Origin of the sequence: Rhizobium sp. N731 (assembly GCF_001664145.1) — a bacterium.
Lineage (GTDB): Bacteria > Pseudomonadota > Alphaproteobacteria > Rhizobiales > Rhizobiaceae > Rhizobium > Rhizobium esperanzae.
This window is the reverse complement of the sequence record NZ_CP013606.1, coordinates 252659-270034: the sequence shown is the minus strand read 5'-3', so window position 1 is coordinate 270034 and position 17376 is coordinate 252659. Positions and strand designations below refer to the sequence as shown.

Genomic DNA, 17376 nt, shown 5'->3' with positions numbered 1-17376 from the left:
ATCAAGGAGTGGAGACCATGCGCAGGAGAAGCTTCATCGCGATGGCAGCGTCCGTCCTCGCGCTCCCCGGCCGGGCAACCCTCGCCGGCCCGGCGAAGATGACGGTCTACAAGGACCCGAACTGCGGCTGCTGCCACGAATGGTCAAAGGCAATGGCCGCGGCGGGATTTTCCGCCGATACCCGCGACACCGACGACCTCGCCGCCGTCAAGGCGCGGCTGGGTGTGCCCGCCGATCTGGAGGGCTGCCACACCGCCGTCGTCGAGAAATACTACCTCGAGGGACACGTGCCGCTCGAGGCCGTCCAGCGATTGCTGCGCGAGCGGCCGCCGCTTCGGGGGCTGGCCGTGCCGGGCATGCCGTCCGGTTCATTGGGGATGGGTGACGATCCGACGGCCTCCTATGACGTTTATGCGATCCGCTCGGAGACCGGAGCGCCATACGTGTTCATGGAGGTGCGCCCTCCGAAGGGCTGAGGTCTGGGCCGATCGAGCCGCGTCGTACTGCCGCTTATGAAACTGGAGCGTTGCAGAGCGCTGCCCAGAGATCGTGCTTCCAGTCGGCCCCAGGTCGCGCCGACAGGTCGACCGCATAGTCGGCGGAATTGATCCGCACCATCGCGGGCGAAACGCAGCGAACGCTTGCCTGGTGTTTCCCTGCATCCCGATAGAGCACTGTCCCACCACCATCGAATTCCGACAGTATGATCACGACGTCGAAATCGAAGGCCGGGTTGCGGGCTGGCCTGCCCTCCGCCAGGCTGAGGCTCACCGAGCGGCTACTGTCGAACGAAGCGGTATGGAAAACCGAAAGCTCGGACGCCGCAGATATCGATGCGGACTGCGAGCAAAGGATCAAAGTCAAAAGGACTCGGCGCATTTACCTCTCCCACGGTGAAATGCAGCCCGATCCTATCACATCGTCGGAGCCGGCGCGACCATTCGCACGGTTCCGAGCTACTCATCCGGGTTGACTAAGGTCGCCAGAATGCCTGCATCTCCTCAATCGTTACCTTTCCGTCCTTGTTGGCGTCCACGCCGCCGAAAATCCGTTTGTGGATGGCGGTCACTTCATCGAATGAAAGCGAACCGTCGCCATCGGTATCGGCAATCGCGAACATGATCTTCATCATCGGTCCGCGCATGCCCATCATCGGCATGCCGCCCATGCCGGATCGCATCATGTTCCGGCCCATCATTCCGCCGGGCATCATGTCGGAGCCGGGCATTTCTCCCGGGCTTCCGGTCATTCCCTCCACGTCCGAAGGCGAGGTGGTCTGCGGCGCGTCTTCGGGATGGTGTGGATCCGGTCCATTAGCCTGAGCAAAGGTCATACCTGCCGTGCCGGCCGTTATAGCCCCGGCCAGCAGGACAGCGTTAATAATCGGCACTCTCATAGGTCTTCTCCTTCGGCTGGTCACAGTTCACGCTTCCGCTGACGCGGCGGCGGGATGACTTCGAATTATGTGCTTCGCGTGCACGCCGCCGGGCCAGGCCCGTTGACGGACGCAGCGCCTGGGCGGCAGAGCCGAACGGCGCGTCGCCAATCAGCCAAACCGGCGGCTGATGACGTTGAAGATGGCTCCGAGCAATGCGCCCGCATAGCCGCCGAAAACGACGCTTTGAACCGTGCCGAGCACCACGCTCCAAAGGTCGAAGCCGGTGAGCCCGAGGTAGAACTGCAGCCACGGCCTATGGAGGCCCCACTCGGGAGCTATGAAGCCAAGAAGCATGCAAAGCAGGAACGATACGGCTGCAAAAACCGCCACCGTCGCGCTGAGAACAGGAACGGAAATTTGCGCAGGGGTCGTCGTCGGCGCATCGGAACGGGTGTGGAAGATTGTGTTCGCCATTGTGGTTCTCCTTCGGAGTTGTTGATGCCGCAAGACCACGAGACGACAGTAGATTCATCCTTTCGCGATGACCTTGATCCAGATCAAGAACGACACCCGGCTCGTCGAGACCGCATGGCGGGTTTGCCGGAACTCCGACGAAATTGCTCGCCGCTGCGGCTCTATAGTGCGTTAGCCGCCAACCAGCTCCGCGGTTCAGACCGCGGGCCTCTGCGCGATTTTCTGGAGCTGATCTATCGGCCAGCCTGTTTCAAGTTGACAAGCGCCTTGATCGGCAAATGATCCGAAGCGGTGCGGGCGAGCGGCGTGTCATGCGCTTCCACCTCGGAGATAATCCCCTTGCGGTTGGCGATGATGCGGTCGAGGGCGAGCAGCGGCAAGCCGGCGGGAAAGCTGGGGACTGCAGGTGGTAGCTCTCCGAAGGCGGATTGGAAGGTATTGAGCGAGGAGCGGTCGCCCAGCCGCCATTCGTTGAGGTCGCCGAGCAGGATGGTCGGCATCTCGTGCCTGTTGTTGATGAGTTCGACCAGTGTGCGGGCCTGCTGGGCTCTGTTATGGCGCAGCAGGCCAAAATGCGCGGCGATGACGCGCAGCACACTGCCCTCTTCCAGCTCGATTTCGGCGACGAGCGCGCCGCGCGGCTCCAGCCCCGGCAGCTTGACCTGGTGCACGTCATGCACCAGCCCCTTCTTGAAGAGCACGACATTGCCGTGCCAGCCATGCGCCTTGGCCATGCCGGCGACCGGCACCGGGATTAGCCCCGTCTCTCGCTCGAGTCGGCCGAGATCGAGAATGCCGGTGCGCTCGCCAAAACGCGTATCGGCCTCCTGCAGTGCGATGACATCGGCACCGATTTCATGGATCACCCGACTAGTCCGTTCAGGATCGAAGCGGCGGTCGGTGCCGACGCATTTGTGCACATTGTAGGAGGCGATCAACGTTCCGGCACTGCGCGGCCGTGTCTCCGTATAGGCGGGATCAAGCCGCTTTTTCCTGTTCCTGATCGAGGCGAGAATACTGGCCGGTAGATTTTCTTTTTTAGCGTGCATCGGAGGGCGCACTTGTTTCGTTGATCGAAAGGCTCTCTCGCCAGTATAGGCAGGCAGGCTGAACTTGCCATGTCCGGGCACAAAAAATCAAAGATAGGGCGACCCCAGCCACAGCACCTTCTCAAGCAGCCGCACCGGAAAGGGCCGCGCGCGCAAGCCCTCCAGCGTCACCAGCGTTGCCGATTTCAGGGTTTCGTCGAGATGCTCGTCGATCTCGGCGGCAAAGCCCTCGTTCAGCACTTCGAGGTCAACCTCGAAATTCAGCCTGAGCGAGCGCGGATCGAGATTGGAAGAGCCGACATAGGCCCAGGTGCCGTCGATGGTCAGCAGCTTCGAGTGGCTGAAGCTGCCGGTCGAGCGCCAGATGCGGCAATAATTCTTGAGGATCTGATCGAATTGCGCCGTCATCGCCCGGTCGACCAGCATGAGGTTGTTGACGTCAGGCACGACGATATCGACTTCGACGCCGCGGCGCGCCGCCGTCACCAGGGCGCTGATCAGTTCGCGGTCCGGCAGGAAATAGGGCGACATGATGCGGATCGATTGACGCGCGACGGAAAAGGCGCCCATCAGCATCTTATGGTTGGTTTCGACGCTGCGATCCGGCCCCGAGGCGACGACGCGCATCAGGATGGGATCGCCGGGGTTGCGCTGCGGCGGTTCGATGCGCCAGGCCTCGCCGTTCAACAGCTCCCCAGTGGTGAAGCGCCAGTCTTCGGCGGCAAGGTCGAAGAGGTCGGCGACCACAGGGCCGGTAACACTGAAATGCGTATCATGGGCGAAGCTCTTGCCCGTCTCCTGCTCGCTGAAACCCGCCCGAATATTCATCCCGCCAGTCAGCGCAATGCGGCCGTCGACGATCAGGATCTTGCGGTGGGTGCGCAGATTGGCATAGGGCAGCCGCAAACCCATGATGACATTGCCGTTGAAGACGGCGACGGTGACGCCGCCCTCCTTGAGATGGCCGAGAATGCTCGGCACCGAATAACGCGCGCCGACGGCATCGATCAGCACCCGGACCGTTACACCCCGCTTCACCGCGGCAATCAGCGCATCGGCGATGCGCAGACCGATGACATCACGGTCGAAGATGTAGGTTTCGAGCAGGATGCTGCGCCCCGCTTCATCGATGGCTGATTTCATCGCGGTATAGGCCTCGTCGCCGGTCTCCAGCATGTCGATCGTATTGCCTGATGTCAGCGGGTTGCGTGTCACGCGGTCGCCAAGCGTCTGCAGCGCCGCAAAGCGGCGGCCGAACTGGCTGATCACGGTCTCGGCGTCGGCGTCGAACGTCTCCAGCTCGTCGGTCCCGGGCGCGAGCAGCAGGGCGTCGCGGCGAATGCTCAGCGATTTGCGGCGGATGCGATTGATGCCGGCAATCGCATAAAGCAGCGCACCGACAACAGGCGAGAGGATGATGACGCCGACCCAGCCGATCGCCGCGCGCACCTCCTCCTTGGTCATGGCGGCATGGATCGCCGCCGCGGCTCCCATGGCGATCGAAACGACAAAGAGGATATGCGGCCAGTAGGTCGACAGGAGATAGAACATCGCTGGCCAATATAGCCGCGAAACGGCGGCGTTCAATTATCCAGCCGCTCCCCCATGGCGCGAAATTTCTCCTCGGGATTGTTTTGCCGGGAGTGGTCCGTTCGATCGCGGGAACAATCCCGGTTGAGATCGATTCCTTCTCAGAAGATGAGGATCGCCATCATGAATATCGCCGCAAGCGTCGGTCCTGCCTTGGCGCTCGAAGTCGCGGATGCAGACAGCATTGCCGAACTCCGGCATCAGGCCGAGGACTGCACCCGCTGTGACCTCTATCGGAATGCGACGCAAATCGTCTTCGGTGAAGGTCCGGGAAAGGCCGAGATCGTCCTTGTCGGTGAGCAGCCGGGTGACCGGGAAGATATCACCGGCAGGCCCTTTGTCGGCCCGGCAGGCCATCTGCTCGACCTCTGTCTCGATGAAGCCGGCCTGGACCGTCAACGCTGCTACGTCACCAATGCCGTCAAGCACTTCAAGTTCACGCCGCGCGGCAAACGACGCCTGCACGCGAAACCCAATGCCGGCGAGATAAGGCGTTGTGCCTGGTGGCTCGGTGCGGAACTCAACATCCTGCAACCGAAACTCGTGGTGGCGATGGGCGCAAGCGCTCTCTATGCGCTGCTCGGGCCGAAGGCAAAACTGACGCCCGAGCGCGGTCACATCCTGCAGCCTGCAAACCATCCGCCGGTTCTGGTGACCATCCACCCCTCCTATCTCCTGAGAATCCGCGATGAGGCCGAGCAGGACAGGCAGCGCCAGGCATTCGTGTCAGATCTGCACAGCGCGGCGGAATTTCAGTCTCGGTGAATGCCGATTCTCAACCTTGATATGCTGCAACGCGAAATATTTACGGTTGCAGTTCGATTTCGCTTGAAACGGCGCTCCTCCTCTGGAACCATCCCGGCAGTATCGCGTTCGAACGACGGCATTATGTGACTGGAGATCAGCGATGTCAGAAACTCGGGAAGAGTGGATCAAAAAACGTGCATACGCCCTTTGGGAAGAAGAGGGCCATCCGACAGGACGAGATTCCATCCATTGGGAACGGGCGCGGCACGAGCGCGAAGCGTTCGAAGGCTCTGCTGCCTCTTCCAACGGCAAAGAAGCCAAACCCAAGGCCAAGCGCGCCGCAACGGCCACGAAGCGTGCCGCAACGGGCGCCAAGACAAACGGCGTTGTCACGCCGGCGCCCAAGCGGACGGCGAGCCGCAAGACGGCATCCTGACTGCTGGAATACCGATCACATTCAAAAAAGGGCGTCGTTGCGACGCCCTTCGGCTGTGCTTTGTCATATGCCTGAATTAGTTGGGTTTTAAGAGATTGCAGGCGGGCTTGCCGCGCGGGGGTGAACAAAGGCCGGATGACGCTGCAAGTTTTGAAGCTTCCAAAAAAATTTGAGGCTTCGCCCGCAAGCCAGGAACAAGACGATACGAAACTGTTTATGGCGAAACGAGGGAGGCGGCCATGAACGATCGTATCGAAATCCTCTTCGCTACGCCTCTTGCAGCCCGCAGCCACGCTTCCAAGGTGATCGTGTAAGCCATGGAAATATCGCTCGTGCTCATCGCCGCTCTGCTTTATCTCGGTCTGGCGCTCGGCTTCATCCTCGTCGTCGATAAGCTCGTCGAGCTGGTTTTCCGCGATTCCCGTACGCCGCTGCGACTGCCCTCCTTCGATATCGGCCGCGCCTTTGCAGCGTCGCAGAAATTCCACCGGAAATAACAGTTCAGCTGGCGCCCACGCACGGTTAGAAAGTAGGGTGGTCTGGCGCAGCGACCCCGAAAACCGGAATTGATTTTCGGAAAGCAGGATGAGATCGAGGACAATGGGACAGCGGCGAAGCGTTCAGCCGGCGACATGGCTTTTTGCGGCGCGCTCCTTGCGTGACTTCGGCGACGGCTTCGTGGCCATTCTTTTGCCGGTCTATCTCCTTGCTCTTGGATTTTCGCCCCTGCAGGTCGGCGTCATTGCCACGGGATCCCTCTTCGGATCAGCACTTTTGACCATCATCATCGGATTTCTCGGCGGGCATCATGATCTCCGCCGCCTGCTTTTGGCAGCCGCCGGCCTGATGGTCGCCACCGGTGTCGCCATGCCCATGATCAGCGACTATGCGCTGCTGCTCGCCGTCGCCTTTGCCGGCACGATCAATCCGTCGGCAGGCAGCGTGAGCATCTTCGTGCCGCTTGAACATGCGGTCCTTGCCCGGGAGGTGACCAACGCCGATCGAACGAGAATGTTTGCGCGTTACAGCCTGGTCGGGGCGCTCGCAAGCGCCGGGGGCGCGCTTGCTGCGGCGCTGCCTGACGTCATGACGCGGTTCGGAATGACGCAACTGAGTTCGATCAGGCTGATGTTCGTTCTCTATGCGCTCGTTGGCATTCTCGGCGGCCTTCTTTATGCCCGCATACCGTCTCGCCCGGTGACGCACGAAGATCACAAGCCGGCGGCACTCGGGCCTTCGCGCGCCATCGTTATGAAGCTCGCGGCCCTCTTCAGTCTCGATGCCTTCGCTGGAGGTTTCGTGGTCCAGTCCTTGCTCGCGCTGTGGCTGTTCGAACGATTCGATCTTTCGCTATCCCAGGCTGGAGTGTTTTTTTTCTGGACCGGCGTGCTGTCGGCGTTTTCGTTTCCTGTCGCTGCCCGGCTATCGAACCGGATTGGCTTAGTGAACACCATGGTGTTCACCCACATTCCATCAAGCATCGCTCTCGGCCTTGCCGCATTCGCCCCCACCTTGCCGTTGGTGCTTGCCTTGCTGCTGGTTCGGGCCGCGCTTTCGCAGATGGATGTGCCAACCCGTTCTTCCTACGTGATGGCGGTTGTCACCGAGGCGGAGCGAGCCGCTGCCGCAAGCTTCACATCGGTGCCGCGCAGCCTCGCATCGGCGGCCAGCCCTGCGCTGGCCGGTGCTCTTTTCGCCGCGTCTTATCGGGCTTGGCCGCTTATCATCTGTGCCGGCCTAAAGATTATATACGACCTCCTGCTGTTGCTGCAGTTCCGCCACCTCAAGCCGCCCGAGGAATCCTGAAGTCCATGCCTGCCTCCGGCGGAAGTTCATCGGCTACCGCCCCTAAACGCAGCGCCGGCGGGCGCGAGCAGCGTCAACTGCAACGGGCGCATGCCCCCTCAGGTCCGTCCTCTGAGAGCTCGCTCTGTTCTGTCGGCGATTTGGGTCACGGCATAGGCGATCACCATGTAGATCACCACGGCGACCAGGAAGGCTTCGAGATAGTAGAAATTCAGCGCCGCGGTCAGCTGCGACTGTGCGAAGATGTCGACCACCTCGATGGCGAAGCCTAGCGACAGCGCCTTCATGATCACCATGAAGGAGTTGGCGAGATCCGGGATCGCTGCCACAATCACCTGCGGCAGCATGACCCGGCGGAAGAGTTGGCTCTTCTTGTAGCCGAGCGAATAGGCGGCGTCCGCCTGCCCCGTGTCGAACGAGTTCAGCGCGCCCTTGACCACCTCCGCCTGGAAAGCCGCGACGCAGGCTGTCAGGGCGACGATGAGCGTCACCCAATTCGGCGTCGAGTGACCATTGTACTCCACGCCGACGAGCGAGGTAAGGAACTGCAGCGTCGACGGAAGTCCATAATAGGCAAGGAAGATCACCACCACCATGGGGACGCCCTTGAACGCCACCTTGTAGGCGACAACGAGCTGGCGAAGGACTGGGACCCGACGATACTCGACCATGGCAAACAGGCTGCCGATGATCGTCGAAAGCACGAAAATGGCGAGCGCCATGGCAAGCGTCAGCGGCACTGCGCCCAGGATATCCCGGAGGTCGGGAAGAAGAACTTCGATATCGAACATGGTGTGCTCCTTCCTTCGATCAGACGCTTGCCATCAGCGTGGCCCGGGCGGGCGCAGCACTCGGGGCGAACTTCGCAGAACGAAGCTCGAAGAAACGGACGATCAGCCAGGCGGCCAGGCAGAGGACCGAATAGAGCACCGCCAATAGGAGGTAGGTTTCGAACTGATATTGGTTGTAGTCGCGCTCCATGACGAGGTGGGCGGTCGCCATCACGTCGGCGGCGCCGATGTACATGACCAGAGCTACATTATGGATGAGGTAGATGATCGAGTTTCCGTAGCCGGGAAGCGCGATATGCACCGCCTGCGGCGCGACGACGCGCACCAGCTTCTGCCGGAACGTATAACCGAGGCTGTCGGCGGCGTCATGCTGGCCGCGCTCGACGGCAAGAAAGGCCGGACGCATGACTTCCGACAGATAGCCGCCATGATAGAGGCTGAGGCCCAGCATGGCGGCGATCGTCGGCGAGACGAAGTCGTCGATGCCGAAAACGCCGACAAGCACCGGAAGACCATAAAAAGCCACGAACAGCTGCAGAACGACCGGAACGCTTCGCGCGTAGGACACGTAGAGGTCGGCCAGCTGGCTGACCACCGCAATCCTGCGCACGCGGAACGTCGTCGTCATCAAAGCCAGCACGAAGCCGGCGAACATGGCCGTGAACGTGATCGCAAGCGTCAGCGGCAGCGCCGAGAGCAGCTCGGGGATCATGATGGATAGGTCCACTTGGGAACACTCCTTCTGTCAGTCAGGGGCCTGGTCGCCGGCTTCGAAGCCAGGCGTTACTTCATGTATGTGGTGATGTCCTCGCCGAACCATTTCTGCGAGAGCTTGGCGAGCGTGCCGTCGGCCTTGAGCTCCTTCAAAGCCTTGTCGATGCCGTCGGCGAGCGCCTTGTTCTCTTCCGAGCGATGGATGAGCACGAAGGTGTTGTTGATCGCGACCGGCTCGCTTGCCTGGACGTTCAGCTTCTGCTGGTCGATCACGGTCTGCTCGCCGAGATTCGACGGCAGGACGAGCGCGTCATACTTGCCGTTCTCGACCTCCTTCAGGCGATCCGGATAGGGAATGCCGGCACTCGAAGCGGTGATTTCGATCTTGTAGTCGGGATTCTTTTCCTGCCACGCCGTAGCGAACTTGTAGATGCCGCCGCCCGCCGTCACCGGCACGATCTTCTTGCCGACCAGATCCTTCATCTCCTTGATGCCGCTGTCCTTGCGGCTGTAAATCTTGATCAGGCTGGCGCCGATCGGCGCTTCCGGAATAAGGAACTGCTTTTCGCGGGCTGGCGCACGATAGTAGCCGCCGGTTGCGATATCGTACTTGCCGGTCGCAAGGCCCGTCTCCTGCGCGATGTCGGCAGCACCTTCCATCACGAACTTGTACTGCGGCAGCTTGGCGTTGATCGCCTTCAGGACGTCGGGCTCGTAACCCTGCGGTTCGACGCCGATCGCGCCCCAGGAGAGCGGCTTCGATTCCGCCGCGGTGGCGATCTTGATCGTCCGAACGTCCTCGGCGAAGGACGCGGTTGCGAACGCGATCGCGACGCCTGCTACGGCGAGACCGAGACCACGGCGCGAGATTGAACTCATGGAAGTCATTTCAGGCATCCTTTCTTACTGGATCGCGCGTTCGGAATTGAGAAACTGAGCGAGGCGCGGGTTGGAGGGCGTGTCGAAGATTTCGGACGGACTGCCGTCGGCTGCGACGACACCTCGGTCCATGAAGACGATGCGGTTCGAGATGTTCTTGGCGAACTGCATCTCGTGCGTGACGAGAAGCGAGGTGATGCCCGAGGACGTGACATCCTTGATCACCTTGAGGACCTCGTTCACGAGTTCGGGATCGAGCGACGAGGTCGGCTCGTCGAAGAGCATCACATCAGGTTTGACCGCGAGCGCTCTGGCGATGCCCGTTCTCTGGAGCTGCCCGCCCGAAAGCTGCGACGGATAGTTGTCGAGCTTGTCGGAAAGCCCCACCCGCTCAAGCTCCTGCAGCGCAATGGCGCGGGCTTCGTCCTTCGACTTGCCCTGCACGACAACCAGCGGATCCATGACGTTCTGGATGACCGTCATGTTCTTGAAGACGTTGAACTGCTGGAAGACCATCGCGGTGCGTAGACGAATCGCCCGAACGGCGGTCTTGTCCGGCCGCGCGAAGTCCATCCTGATATCGTCGAAGGCAATCGTTCCGGATGCCGGCTTCGCCAGGTGGTTGATGCACTTCAACAGCGTCGTCTTGCCGGTTCCGCTGGGACCGATGATCGAAACCACGTCACCTCGTTTCACCGAGAGATCGACGCCATTCAGGATCTGGGTGCGACCGTAGGACAGCTTCAGGTTCTTGATCTCAAGCATTTCGGATATCAGGTCCTTTCGGAAGACAGTTCGGGAAGCGCTTCGGTCTCGGCATCGAACCACTCGTCGCCGAGAAGTTCCGGCGTGTCGAAGGCCTGGAGGTTTGCAAAGTGCTTCTCGCGGTCTTCGACGAAGAGCGATCGGACGACGCCGCGCGCCAGGCGGTCGGCGCCCTCGCTGATTGCAGGGATGTCGCCTGTGAGCTTGCCGTGGCTGAGGGTCGCCGGGAAGTTGAAGCAATGAATCTTCGAGAGAACCGGGCAGGAACCCGGTTCCCTCTCAAGGAATTCGAAAGCCTCGCCAAGATCAGGCGATCCTTCAAGCTCCGCATTCGCCATCCCGGCCGGCATCGGGAAGCGGTCGCGCCAAAGTCGGATGTGGGGTTCGAAGACCGCCAGTTCCGGCCGATTGGTCAGATCGATCTTGAAGCCGGTCCCGAAGATCAAGAAGTCGAGGGGGTAGCTGGCCTTCGACGTCGTCACGACGAGCTGGTCGCCGTCCTGCTGCAGGCCGGTGATCGGGCTTTGGAGATGAAGGTGGGCCCGCTCGAAGGAGCTGACGCGCAGCACGCTCGGACGCGGCGGCGGCGTCTGCTGGCTCATGGCGTAGTCGAGGAAGCGCCACTTCCATTCGTCGGGCAGTCCGGCGAAGCCATGGACGACGCCCTGGCTGCCGATGCCGGTGAACTTGTTGATCCGCGGCAGTTCCTTGCGGCGGACGAACATGTCGAGGCGGGCGACACCTGCTTCGAGCGCGGTCGCGGCATTGTCCATCGCCGACGCACCCGCACCGATCACCCCTACCCGCTTGCCGCGCAGCGCTGCGAAGTCGATCGCATCGGCGGTGTGCGCCCAGAACCTGCGATCGATATTTTCGGCGATGTCGGGCACGAAGGGGCCGCCGAGACCGTCGCGGCCGGTTGCGAGAACAACGTGGCGGGCGATAATCGTTTCCGTGCGCCCATTCTCGCTGCAGGCGAGGTCGAGCATGCCATCGTCGCGCGGCAGGATCGCATCGACCGAGACGCCGTTGCGCACCGGCAGCTCGAGCACCTTCCGATACCAGATCAGGTAGTCCATCCACGTCTCGCGTGGCGCTCGGTCGAGCGCCATCCACGCTGCGCTGCCGAAGCGCGCTTCATAATAGGCCCGGAAGGTGAGCGCCGGCAGTCCCATCGCGGGGCCTGTAAGCTGTTTCGGAGATCGAAGGGTGCGCATCCGGGCGAAAGTGACCCACGGCCCTTCCTGCCCGGCGGGTGCCTTGTCGAGGATGACATGGTTGGCGACGCCAAGGCGCTTCAGCATTCCGGAAGCGACGAGGCCTGCCATGCCGCCGCCGATGATGACGACGTCGATGACAGGCTGGCCATCAATTTCGCGGGCGGGAACCCACGCCTTGGCGGGCAGTTCCAGCCAGGAGAGGTCCTGACGAAGACGCGCTTCGAGGGCGTCAAGATTGTGAGGATGTGTGGAAAGGTCGCTCATGCCGGCGCTCCTTCGGAGATCGCAGCCTGCCCGTAGACGGTGTCCGCCAAGGTTTCGATGCCATTCGCCTCCAGCAGACGGCAGCCAGGCATCTTCAACGCTTCGAGCCGCGCGGCATCGATAACGGCGGCGACGGTCGGCGCGAGCGGCAACGCCGCCGCCGAGATCGCACCGAACAGGAACGGGATGGCCAGGTCGAGCACGCGCATAACGATGCCATCGAGGGGCACGCCGCAGACGGTCGCGGGCTCGACGATGGCAATGCCAAGTCCTGCGCGCACCAACGAGAGCGCAGTCAGCGAGGCGTTGACGTCGATGATGCGATCCGGCGCCACCCCTGCTCGTTCCAGCGCCTCGTCGACGCGATGACGAAGCCGATAGGGGTTCGCGAGCGTGATGATGCGACGCTCCGCGAGATCGGCCAGGCGAACGACGTCGTTCGCAGCGAGAGGATCGTCGGCGCCGATGGCGATCACGCAAGGTGCTTCCGCGATCCAGTGGATGTCGAGACCGCGATGTTCGAGCGGCAGGCTCGATATGCCAAGATCGGCCGACCGGGCGAGAACCGCCTGCACGACGTTTTCGGCGGCGAGCGCCTGGACGTGGAGATGACGCGGGATCAGGTCGGGCGAGACGGCCGCCAAAGCCTGCGGCAGGATTCCTGCGGCAAGAGACGGCGTTGCCGCGATGGTCAAGGTCGCGGGCTCGTCGAGACCGATTGCCTCGGCCCGTTCGCGGATGTGCGTCAGGCTGGCGAGATGACGTTCGACCTCGGCATGGAAGCGCAGTCCGCGCGACGTCGGCTGGATGCGCGGACCGCTTCGGTGGAGGAGCGCATAGCCCAGATCGGCTTCCAGGTCCTGGATCTGCCGCGTCACGGCCGGCTGGGAACGGCCGAGCAGCCGGGCTGCGCCGGTGACGCTGCCAGCCGACATCACCGCCGCGAAGGCTTCGAGCTGCCGGATGTCGAACGGGCTTTTATTCATATTCAACATGAACCACCGCTATCCATGCTTTGGAAGCATTCGCTTTCCATGATTTGAGCAGATACTAGATAATTATTTCGCATGATTGCAAGTCTCCATGTGATTTTGACATAATGAACCTCCACCCTATCTAAAGCTCTCCCGCGAGATGCAAAGGAGCCTGCCTTGACGCTCATCGAAACTCTTGCCGCCGTCAGACCCGGCTCAGCCCTTGCCGAGGCCATGGAAAAACGGACGGAGATCCTGCGCCTCAGCGAAGCCGCCCACGACGCAGTCCTTCTTCCGCGTGATCCCGGTGGCCTGTCGCATGGCCTCAGGGCGGCGCTTGCCGCCCGTATGGCCCGTCACAACCACAGCGAAAAACTGGCGAAGCACTATGACGAACTGGTAAAACGTGCCGCCGAGGCATCGACAGCGCCGCTCGCCAAGCCAGGTACTAGCGCAACCGATGGGCGCATCGCAGAGATCGTCCGCCATGCGGACCGACTGACGGTCGCGCCGCGGGAAGCGACCCGCGACCACATAGAAAGATTGCGCAGTGCGGGAATGACCGACGCAGACATCGTCCGGCTGTCGGAGCTTGCGGCCTTCGTAAATTATCAGGCTCGCGTCATTGCAGGGCTGGCGCTGATCGGAGGAAGACAATGAGCGAAATCGTCCATACCTTCACCACTGAGGTTCCGCGCTGGCGGCCTTACGTCATTCCAGTCGATCTTGAAACTGCGACCGCCGAGCAGCGGGCGGCAATGCAGGTCACGCCCTCCAACAAGGGCATCTCCCCCTACGTGCTGACGCTTGCGCATGACCCGGAATCCCTCGCCGTCCGCTCACCCCTGTTCAACCTGATTATGTACGGTAGGGACGGGCTTTCACCGGGAGAACGCGAGCTGGGCGCCACTGCTGCTTCCGTCGTCAATCGCTGCGTCTACTGCGCCGCCGTCCATGCCTCCCGGTTCATCAGCCATACCAAGCGGACTGACGTGATCGACGCCATTTTCGCCGATGGGCTCGACGCCGAACTCGATGAGCACCTTCAAACCATCTTCGATTTCTCCGCCCATCTGTCGACGACACCGCCGGAAGCAACGCAAGCTGACGCGCAGGCGCTGACGGACGTCGGTCTTTCCGAGCTTGAAGCCCTGGACCTCGTGCTATCGTCCGCCATATTCGGCTGGGCGAACCGCCTGATGCATACGCTCGGCGAACCAGTAAAGGACTAGACATTTCCGGGTTAGCTTAAAGCATTCTGTTGGATTCGCCGTAGGCGTCACCGCATGCGCATCAGGTCCACAGCGCGATTGCTGATGATTGCTTCCATCGAAAAATAGCCGGTCACTGTCGCAAGATCGAAGTTCGTTATCAGCTTCTGGTAGAAAGCGTCATAGCCGGACATTCCTTTGGTGATGACCTTGATCAGGTAGTCCCAGTCGCCGCCTATTCGGTAGAAATCGACGACTTCCGGCATCCGGTCGACGTGCTTGCGAAAATCTTCCGACCATTCCTTTGAATGATGGCGAGTTCGGATCATGACGATCACCGTGAGATCATAACCGAGCGCTTCGAAATCGATGGAGGCGCGCGATCCTTTGATGACACCTGTCGCATAAAGGCGCTGAAGCCGGCGCCAGCAAGCATTCTGCGACAGTCCGACCTGCTCGGCCAAGTCACGTTGAGAAAGCGAAGAATCCCGCTGCATGCACGTCAGAATTCTCAGATCAATTTCGTCGATTTTCAAATTATTATCGATCATATGACCCAATCTTGTCCTATTCGTCCAAAAAATCGGTGAAGTTTTCGACGGTGATGCAGATTAGAATCATTGTCAAATCCTTCGCGGAGAATGACGATGCACGAACTGGCTGCGCGCTATCCATCAAAAGAACTCTCCACGGTCCTCGGCAAGTTCAAGAGTGATCTCAACCGAGATGACCCCATCGGCAGGTTCAGGGCGGGGCTGATAGGCTCAAAGGCGAGTGTCGACGGCCCGTTCGGCCCCAAGGACCTCGTCTATGCCGACTATGTGGCTTCGGGACGCGCCCTCAGACAGATCGAAGAATTCATCCTCGAAGAGGTCCTTCCCTACTACGCGAACAGCCATACCGAGGCGTCCTACTGCGGAGGGATGATGACCCGCCTTCGGCGGGAAGCCCGCTCAATCATTAGAGAGCTCTGCGGAGCCGATCGACAGCATGCCGTCATCTTTGCCGGATCTGGCGCGACGGCGGGCCTCAATCGCCTGGTGAAGCTGCTGGGCGTCGCCGATGCGATCGCGGCCGGCAAAAGCGTGCGCGTCGTCCTCGGCCCATATGAACACCACTCCAACATCCTGCCTTGGCGCGAGAGCGGAGCGGAGGTCATCGAGATTGCCGAGGGTAACGACGGTGGTCCCGATCCGGTCATGTTGCAGAAGGCACTTGAGAACGCGCCCGCAGATTTGACCGTTTGCTCGTTCTCTGCCGCATCGAACGTCACTGGCATCCTGACCGACGTCGCGGCTTTCACAAAGATTGCAAAGGCTGCAGGCGCCAAAGTCGTCTGGGACTATGCGGGGGCCGGACCATACGTGCCGATTGCGATGACGCCCGAGCTTGGCGCCGAAATCGACGCAATCGTCGTGTCTCCTCACAAGTTCCTGGGCGGCCCAGGGGCCTCCGGCATATTGGTCGTGCGGCAGGACGCGGTAATGACGAGCAAGCCATCCTGGCCCGGGGGCGGCACGGTGAAATTCGTGTCACCCACGGGGCACGATTACAGCGACAGCCTGGAGTCTCGGGAGGAAGCGGGAACACCCAACGTCATCGGCGACATCCGTGCGGCGCTCGCCTTCCTGGTCAAGGACGCGATCGGACTTGATGCAATCAAGCGGCTGAACGACGAGTACACGCGGCGCGCCTTCACCGCGTGGAAGGACGTTTCGGAGATCGAACTGCTTGGCTCCACCTCGATTGCACGCTTGCCGATCTTTTCGTTTCGCGTGCGCGATGGAAAGGGTGGCTACATCCACCAGCAATTGATTACCCGCATGCTCAGCGATCGGTTTGGCATTCAGGCGCGTGGCGGCTGCGCCTGCGCTGGACCCTACGTGCATCGGCTGCTTTCGATAGACACCCGGACGTCGGAGCGCATGCGGCAGGCGATCTTGGCTGGCAACGAAATCGAGAAACCCGGATTCACGCGGCTCAACTTGAGCGTCCTCGCATCGGACGAAACAGTTGCCTTCATCCTGGATTCGGTCGCGCAACTCGCGCGGGACGCATCGTTGTATGTCGCGCTCTACACCTTCGATCCGGCGCGCGCGACCTTCTCACCGGTCGCGTCCGGTCGACAGGAGGCGGTCTGTGCGTAGACCTGATGTCGCCGCGTTCTTCGACGCGCGGACCTTTTCGATTCAATATGTGGTCAGCGATCCGCAAACCAGGGCCTGTGCGATCATCGATCCGGTTCTCGATTTCGACGAGAAGTCAGGATCGACAACGACCCACAACGCCGAGATGCTGTTGGACCACATTCGGGACCAGGACCTGCGCCTGCACTGGATCCTCGACACTCATCCGCATGCCGATCACCTTTCGGCCGCCGCCTATCTGAAGGAGCGGACCGGCGCGCCAACGGCGATCGGGAGCCGCGTCACGGATGTTCAGAAAATCTGGTCGAAGATCTACAACTGGCCTGATCTTCCCGTCGACGGCAGCCAGTGGGATCGGCTCTTCTTCGACGGAGACACCTTCTCTATTGGGAACATCGAGGTCGGCGTCATGTATTCGCCTGGCCATACCCTTGCCTCGATCACCTACACGGCGGGCGACGCCGTGTTCGTTCATGACACTATCTTCATGCCTGACAGCGGCACTGCCCGTGCGGATTTTCCAGGCGGCAGCGCCAGGTCACTCTGGTTGAGCATTCAGAACATCCTGACGTTACCCGGCGATACGCGCCTCTTTGTGGGACACGATTATCAGCCCGGCGGCCGGCAGCCGCTCTGGGAAAGCACAGTGGAACGTCAGAGGGCGGAAAACATCCACGTTGCGCGATGTGCTTGCGCCGACGCGTTCGTCACCCTTCGGGAGGCGCGTGATCGCACGCTGCCGATGCCGAAGCTCATACTTCACGCGCTGCAGGTCAACATCAACGGCGGCCGGCTACCGGAACCCGAAGGGAACGGCCTTCGCTATCTCAAGTTCCCGATGGGTGCCTTTCAAGGTTCCGTCTGGTCCTGAGCAACCCGATTACGGCACCTCGTCCGCTGACTGAACATTCTGTGCTCACGCAGGATCCTG

At 61.2% G+C, this 17376-nt stretch carries 21 protein-coding genes; 9 read left to right on the top strand and 12 right to left on the bottom strand.

Going from position 1 to position 17376, the window contains the following annotated elements:
* Positions 1 to 17: 17 nt before the first annotated feature.
* Entirely contained in the window at positions 18 to 476 is a 459-nt protein-coding gene (locus tag AMK02_RS28690) for a DUF411 domain-containing protein (protein ID WP_064808411.1), read from the top strand.
* Between the two features lie 34 nt (positions 477 to 510).
* On the opposite strand, the gene AMK02_RS28685 is transcribed toward AMK02_RS28690, so the two are convergent.
* The 5 genes from AMK02_RS28685 to AMK02_RS28665 all read right to left on the bottom strand — a co-directional run bounded on the left by AMK02_RS28685 (position 511) and on the right by AMK02_RS28665 (position 4452).
* Complete coding sequence (locus tag AMK02_RS28685) at positions 511 to 879, bottom strand: hypothetical protein (RefSeq protein WP_064808410.1); 369 nt, start codon at positions 877 to 879, stop codon at positions 511 to 513.
* Between the two features lie 94 nt (positions 880 to 973).
* On the bottom strand, positions 974 to 1396 hold the full coding sequence (locus tag AMK02_RS28680) for an EF-hand domain-containing protein (RefSeq protein WP_064808408.1): 423 nt from the start codon (positions 1394 to 1396) through the stop codon (positions 974 to 976).
* Positions 1397 to 1546: 150 nt separating this feature from the next.
* Entirely contained in the window at positions 1547 to 1852 is a 306-nt protein-coding gene (locus AMK02_RS28675) for a hypothetical protein (RefSeq protein WP_020923106.1), read from the bottom strand.
* A gap of 233 nt (positions 1853 to 2085) precedes the next feature.
* Positions 2086 to 2901: an endonuclease/exonuclease/phosphatase family protein gene (locus AMK02_RS28670; protein ID WP_064808406.1), complete on the bottom strand. Its 816-nt coding sequence runs from the start codon at positions 2899 to 2901 to the stop codon at positions 2086 to 2088.
* Positions 2902 to 2988: 87 nt separating this feature from the next.
* Entirely contained in the window at positions 2989 to 4452 is a 1464-nt protein-coding gene (locus AMK02_RS28665) for a phospholipase D-like domain-containing protein (protein ID WP_064808844.1), read from the bottom strand.
* Positions 4453 to 4614: 162 nt separating this feature from the next.
* On the opposite strand from AMK02_RS28665, the gene AMK02_RS28660 reads away from it, so the two are divergent.
* The 4 genes from AMK02_RS28660 to AMK02_RS28645 all read left to right on the top strand — a co-directional run bounded on the left by AMK02_RS28660 (position 4615) and on the right by AMK02_RS28645 (position 7480).
* Complete coding sequence (locus AMK02_RS28660; RefSeq protein WP_064808846.1) at positions 4615 to 5256, top strand: UdgX family uracil-DNA binding protein; 642 nt, start codon at positions 4615 to 4617, stop codon at positions 5254 to 5256.
* 142 nt (positions 5257 to 5398) lie between these two features.
* Positions 5399 to 5674: a DUF2934 domain-containing protein gene (locus tag AMK02_RS28655; protein ID WP_064808404.1), complete on the top strand. Its 276-nt coding sequence runs from the start codon at positions 5399 to 5401 to the stop codon at positions 5672 to 5674.
* Between the two features lie 317 nt (positions 5675 to 5991).
* Positions 5992 to 6171, top strand: coding sequence for a hypothetical protein (locus tag AMK02_RS28650; protein WP_064808402.1), 180 nt, complete (start codon positions 5992 to 5994; stop codon positions 6169 to 6171).
* A gap of 103 nt (positions 6172 to 6274) precedes the next feature.
* Positions 6275 to 7480: an MFS transporter gene (locus AMK02_RS28645; protein WP_064808400.1), complete on the top strand. Its 1206-nt coding sequence runs from the start codon at positions 6275 to 6277 to the stop codon at positions 7478 to 7480.
* Between the two features lie 98 nt (positions 7481 to 7578).
* On the opposite strand, the gene AMK02_RS28640 is transcribed toward AMK02_RS28645, so the two are convergent.
* From AMK02_RS28640 to AMK02_RS28615, 6 genes are read right to left on the bottom strand one after another with little or no spacing between them, the layout of a single operon-like run.
* The gene (locus tag AMK02_RS28640) at positions 7579 to 8271 is read right to left on the bottom strand and encodes an amino acid ABC transporter permease (protein WP_064808398.1); all 693 of its coding nucleotides are present in this window, start codon (positions 8269 to 8271) and stop codon (positions 7579 to 7581) included.
* 19 nt (positions 8272 to 8290) lie between these two features.
* On the bottom strand, positions 8291 to 8998 hold the full coding sequence (locus AMK02_RS28635; protein ID WP_064808396.1) for an amino acid ABC transporter permease: 708 nt from the start codon (positions 8996 to 8998) through the stop codon (positions 8291 to 8293).
* 56 nt (positions 8999 to 9054) lie between these two features.
* A complete protein-coding gene (locus AMK02_RS28630; protein WP_064808395.1) occupies positions 9055 to 9873 on the bottom strand; it encodes an amino acid ABC transporter substrate-binding protein in 819 nt (272 codons plus the stop codon).
* A 15-nt stretch (positions 9874 to 9888) separates the two neighbouring features.
* On the bottom strand, positions 9889 to 10629 hold the full coding sequence (locus tag AMK02_RS28625) for an amino acid ABC transporter ATP-binding protein (protein ID WP_064808393.1): 741 nt from the start codon (positions 10627 to 10629) through the stop codon (positions 9889 to 9891).
* 8 nt (positions 10630 to 10637) lie between these two features.
* Entirely contained in the window at positions 10638 to 12113 is a 1476-nt protein-coding gene (locus tag AMK02_RS28620) for an NAD(P)-binding domain-containing protein (RefSeq protein WP_064808391.1), read from the bottom strand.
* The gene (locus tag AMK02_RS28615) at positions 12110 to 13099 is read right to left on the bottom strand and encodes a LysR family transcriptional regulator (RefSeq protein ID WP_064808843.1); all 990 of its coding nucleotides are present in this window, start codon (positions 13097 to 13099) and stop codon (positions 12110 to 12112) included. The genes AMK02_RS28620 and AMK02_RS28615 overlap by 4 nt, the downstream gene beginning before the upstream one ends.
* 165 nt (positions 13100 to 13264) lie before the next feature.
* Here AMK02_RS28615 and AMK02_RS28610 point away from each other — a divergent pair, with 165 nt between their 5' ends.
* Together AMK02_RS28610 and AMK02_RS28605 are read left to right on the top strand one after the other, a co-directional pair.
* Positions 13265 to 13747, top strand: coding sequence for a CMD domain-containing protein (locus AMK02_RS28610; RefSeq protein WP_064808390.1), 483 nt, complete (start codon positions 13265 to 13267; stop codon positions 13745 to 13747).
* Positions 13744 to 14319, top strand: a complete 576-nt coding sequence (locus tag AMK02_RS28605) for a peroxidase-related enzyme (protein ID WP_064808388.1) — start codon at positions 13744 to 13746, stop codon at positions 14317 to 14319. The genes AMK02_RS28610 and AMK02_RS28605 overlap by 4 nt, the downstream gene beginning before the upstream one ends.
* A gap of 47 nt (positions 14320 to 14366) precedes the next feature.
* On the opposite strand, the gene AMK02_RS28600 is transcribed toward AMK02_RS28605, so the two are convergent.
* On the bottom strand, positions 14367 to 14849 hold the full coding sequence (locus AMK02_RS28600) for an Lrp/AsnC family transcriptional regulator (protein ID WP_064808386.1): 483 nt from the start codon (positions 14847 to 14849) through the stop codon (positions 14367 to 14369).
* A 96-nt stretch (positions 14850 to 14945) separates the two neighbouring features.
* On the opposite strand from AMK02_RS28600, the gene AMK02_RS28595 reads away from it, so the two are divergent.
* Both AMK02_RS28595 and AMK02_RS28590 read left to right on the top strand, forming a co-directional pair.
* Positions 14946 to 16445: an aminotransferase class V-fold PLP-dependent enzyme gene (locus AMK02_RS28595; RefSeq protein ID WP_064808383.1), complete on the top strand. Its 1500-nt coding sequence runs from the start codon at positions 14946 to 14948 to the stop codon at positions 16443 to 16445.
* Positions 16438 to 17316: an MBL fold metallo-hydrolase gene (locus AMK02_RS28590; RefSeq protein ID WP_064808381.1), complete on the top strand. Its 879-nt coding sequence runs from the start codon at positions 16438 to 16440 to the stop codon at positions 17314 to 17316. Before AMK02_RS28595 ends, AMK02_RS28590 begins: the two co-directional genes overlap by 8 nt.
* Positions 17317 to 17376: the final 60 nt, after the last annotated feature.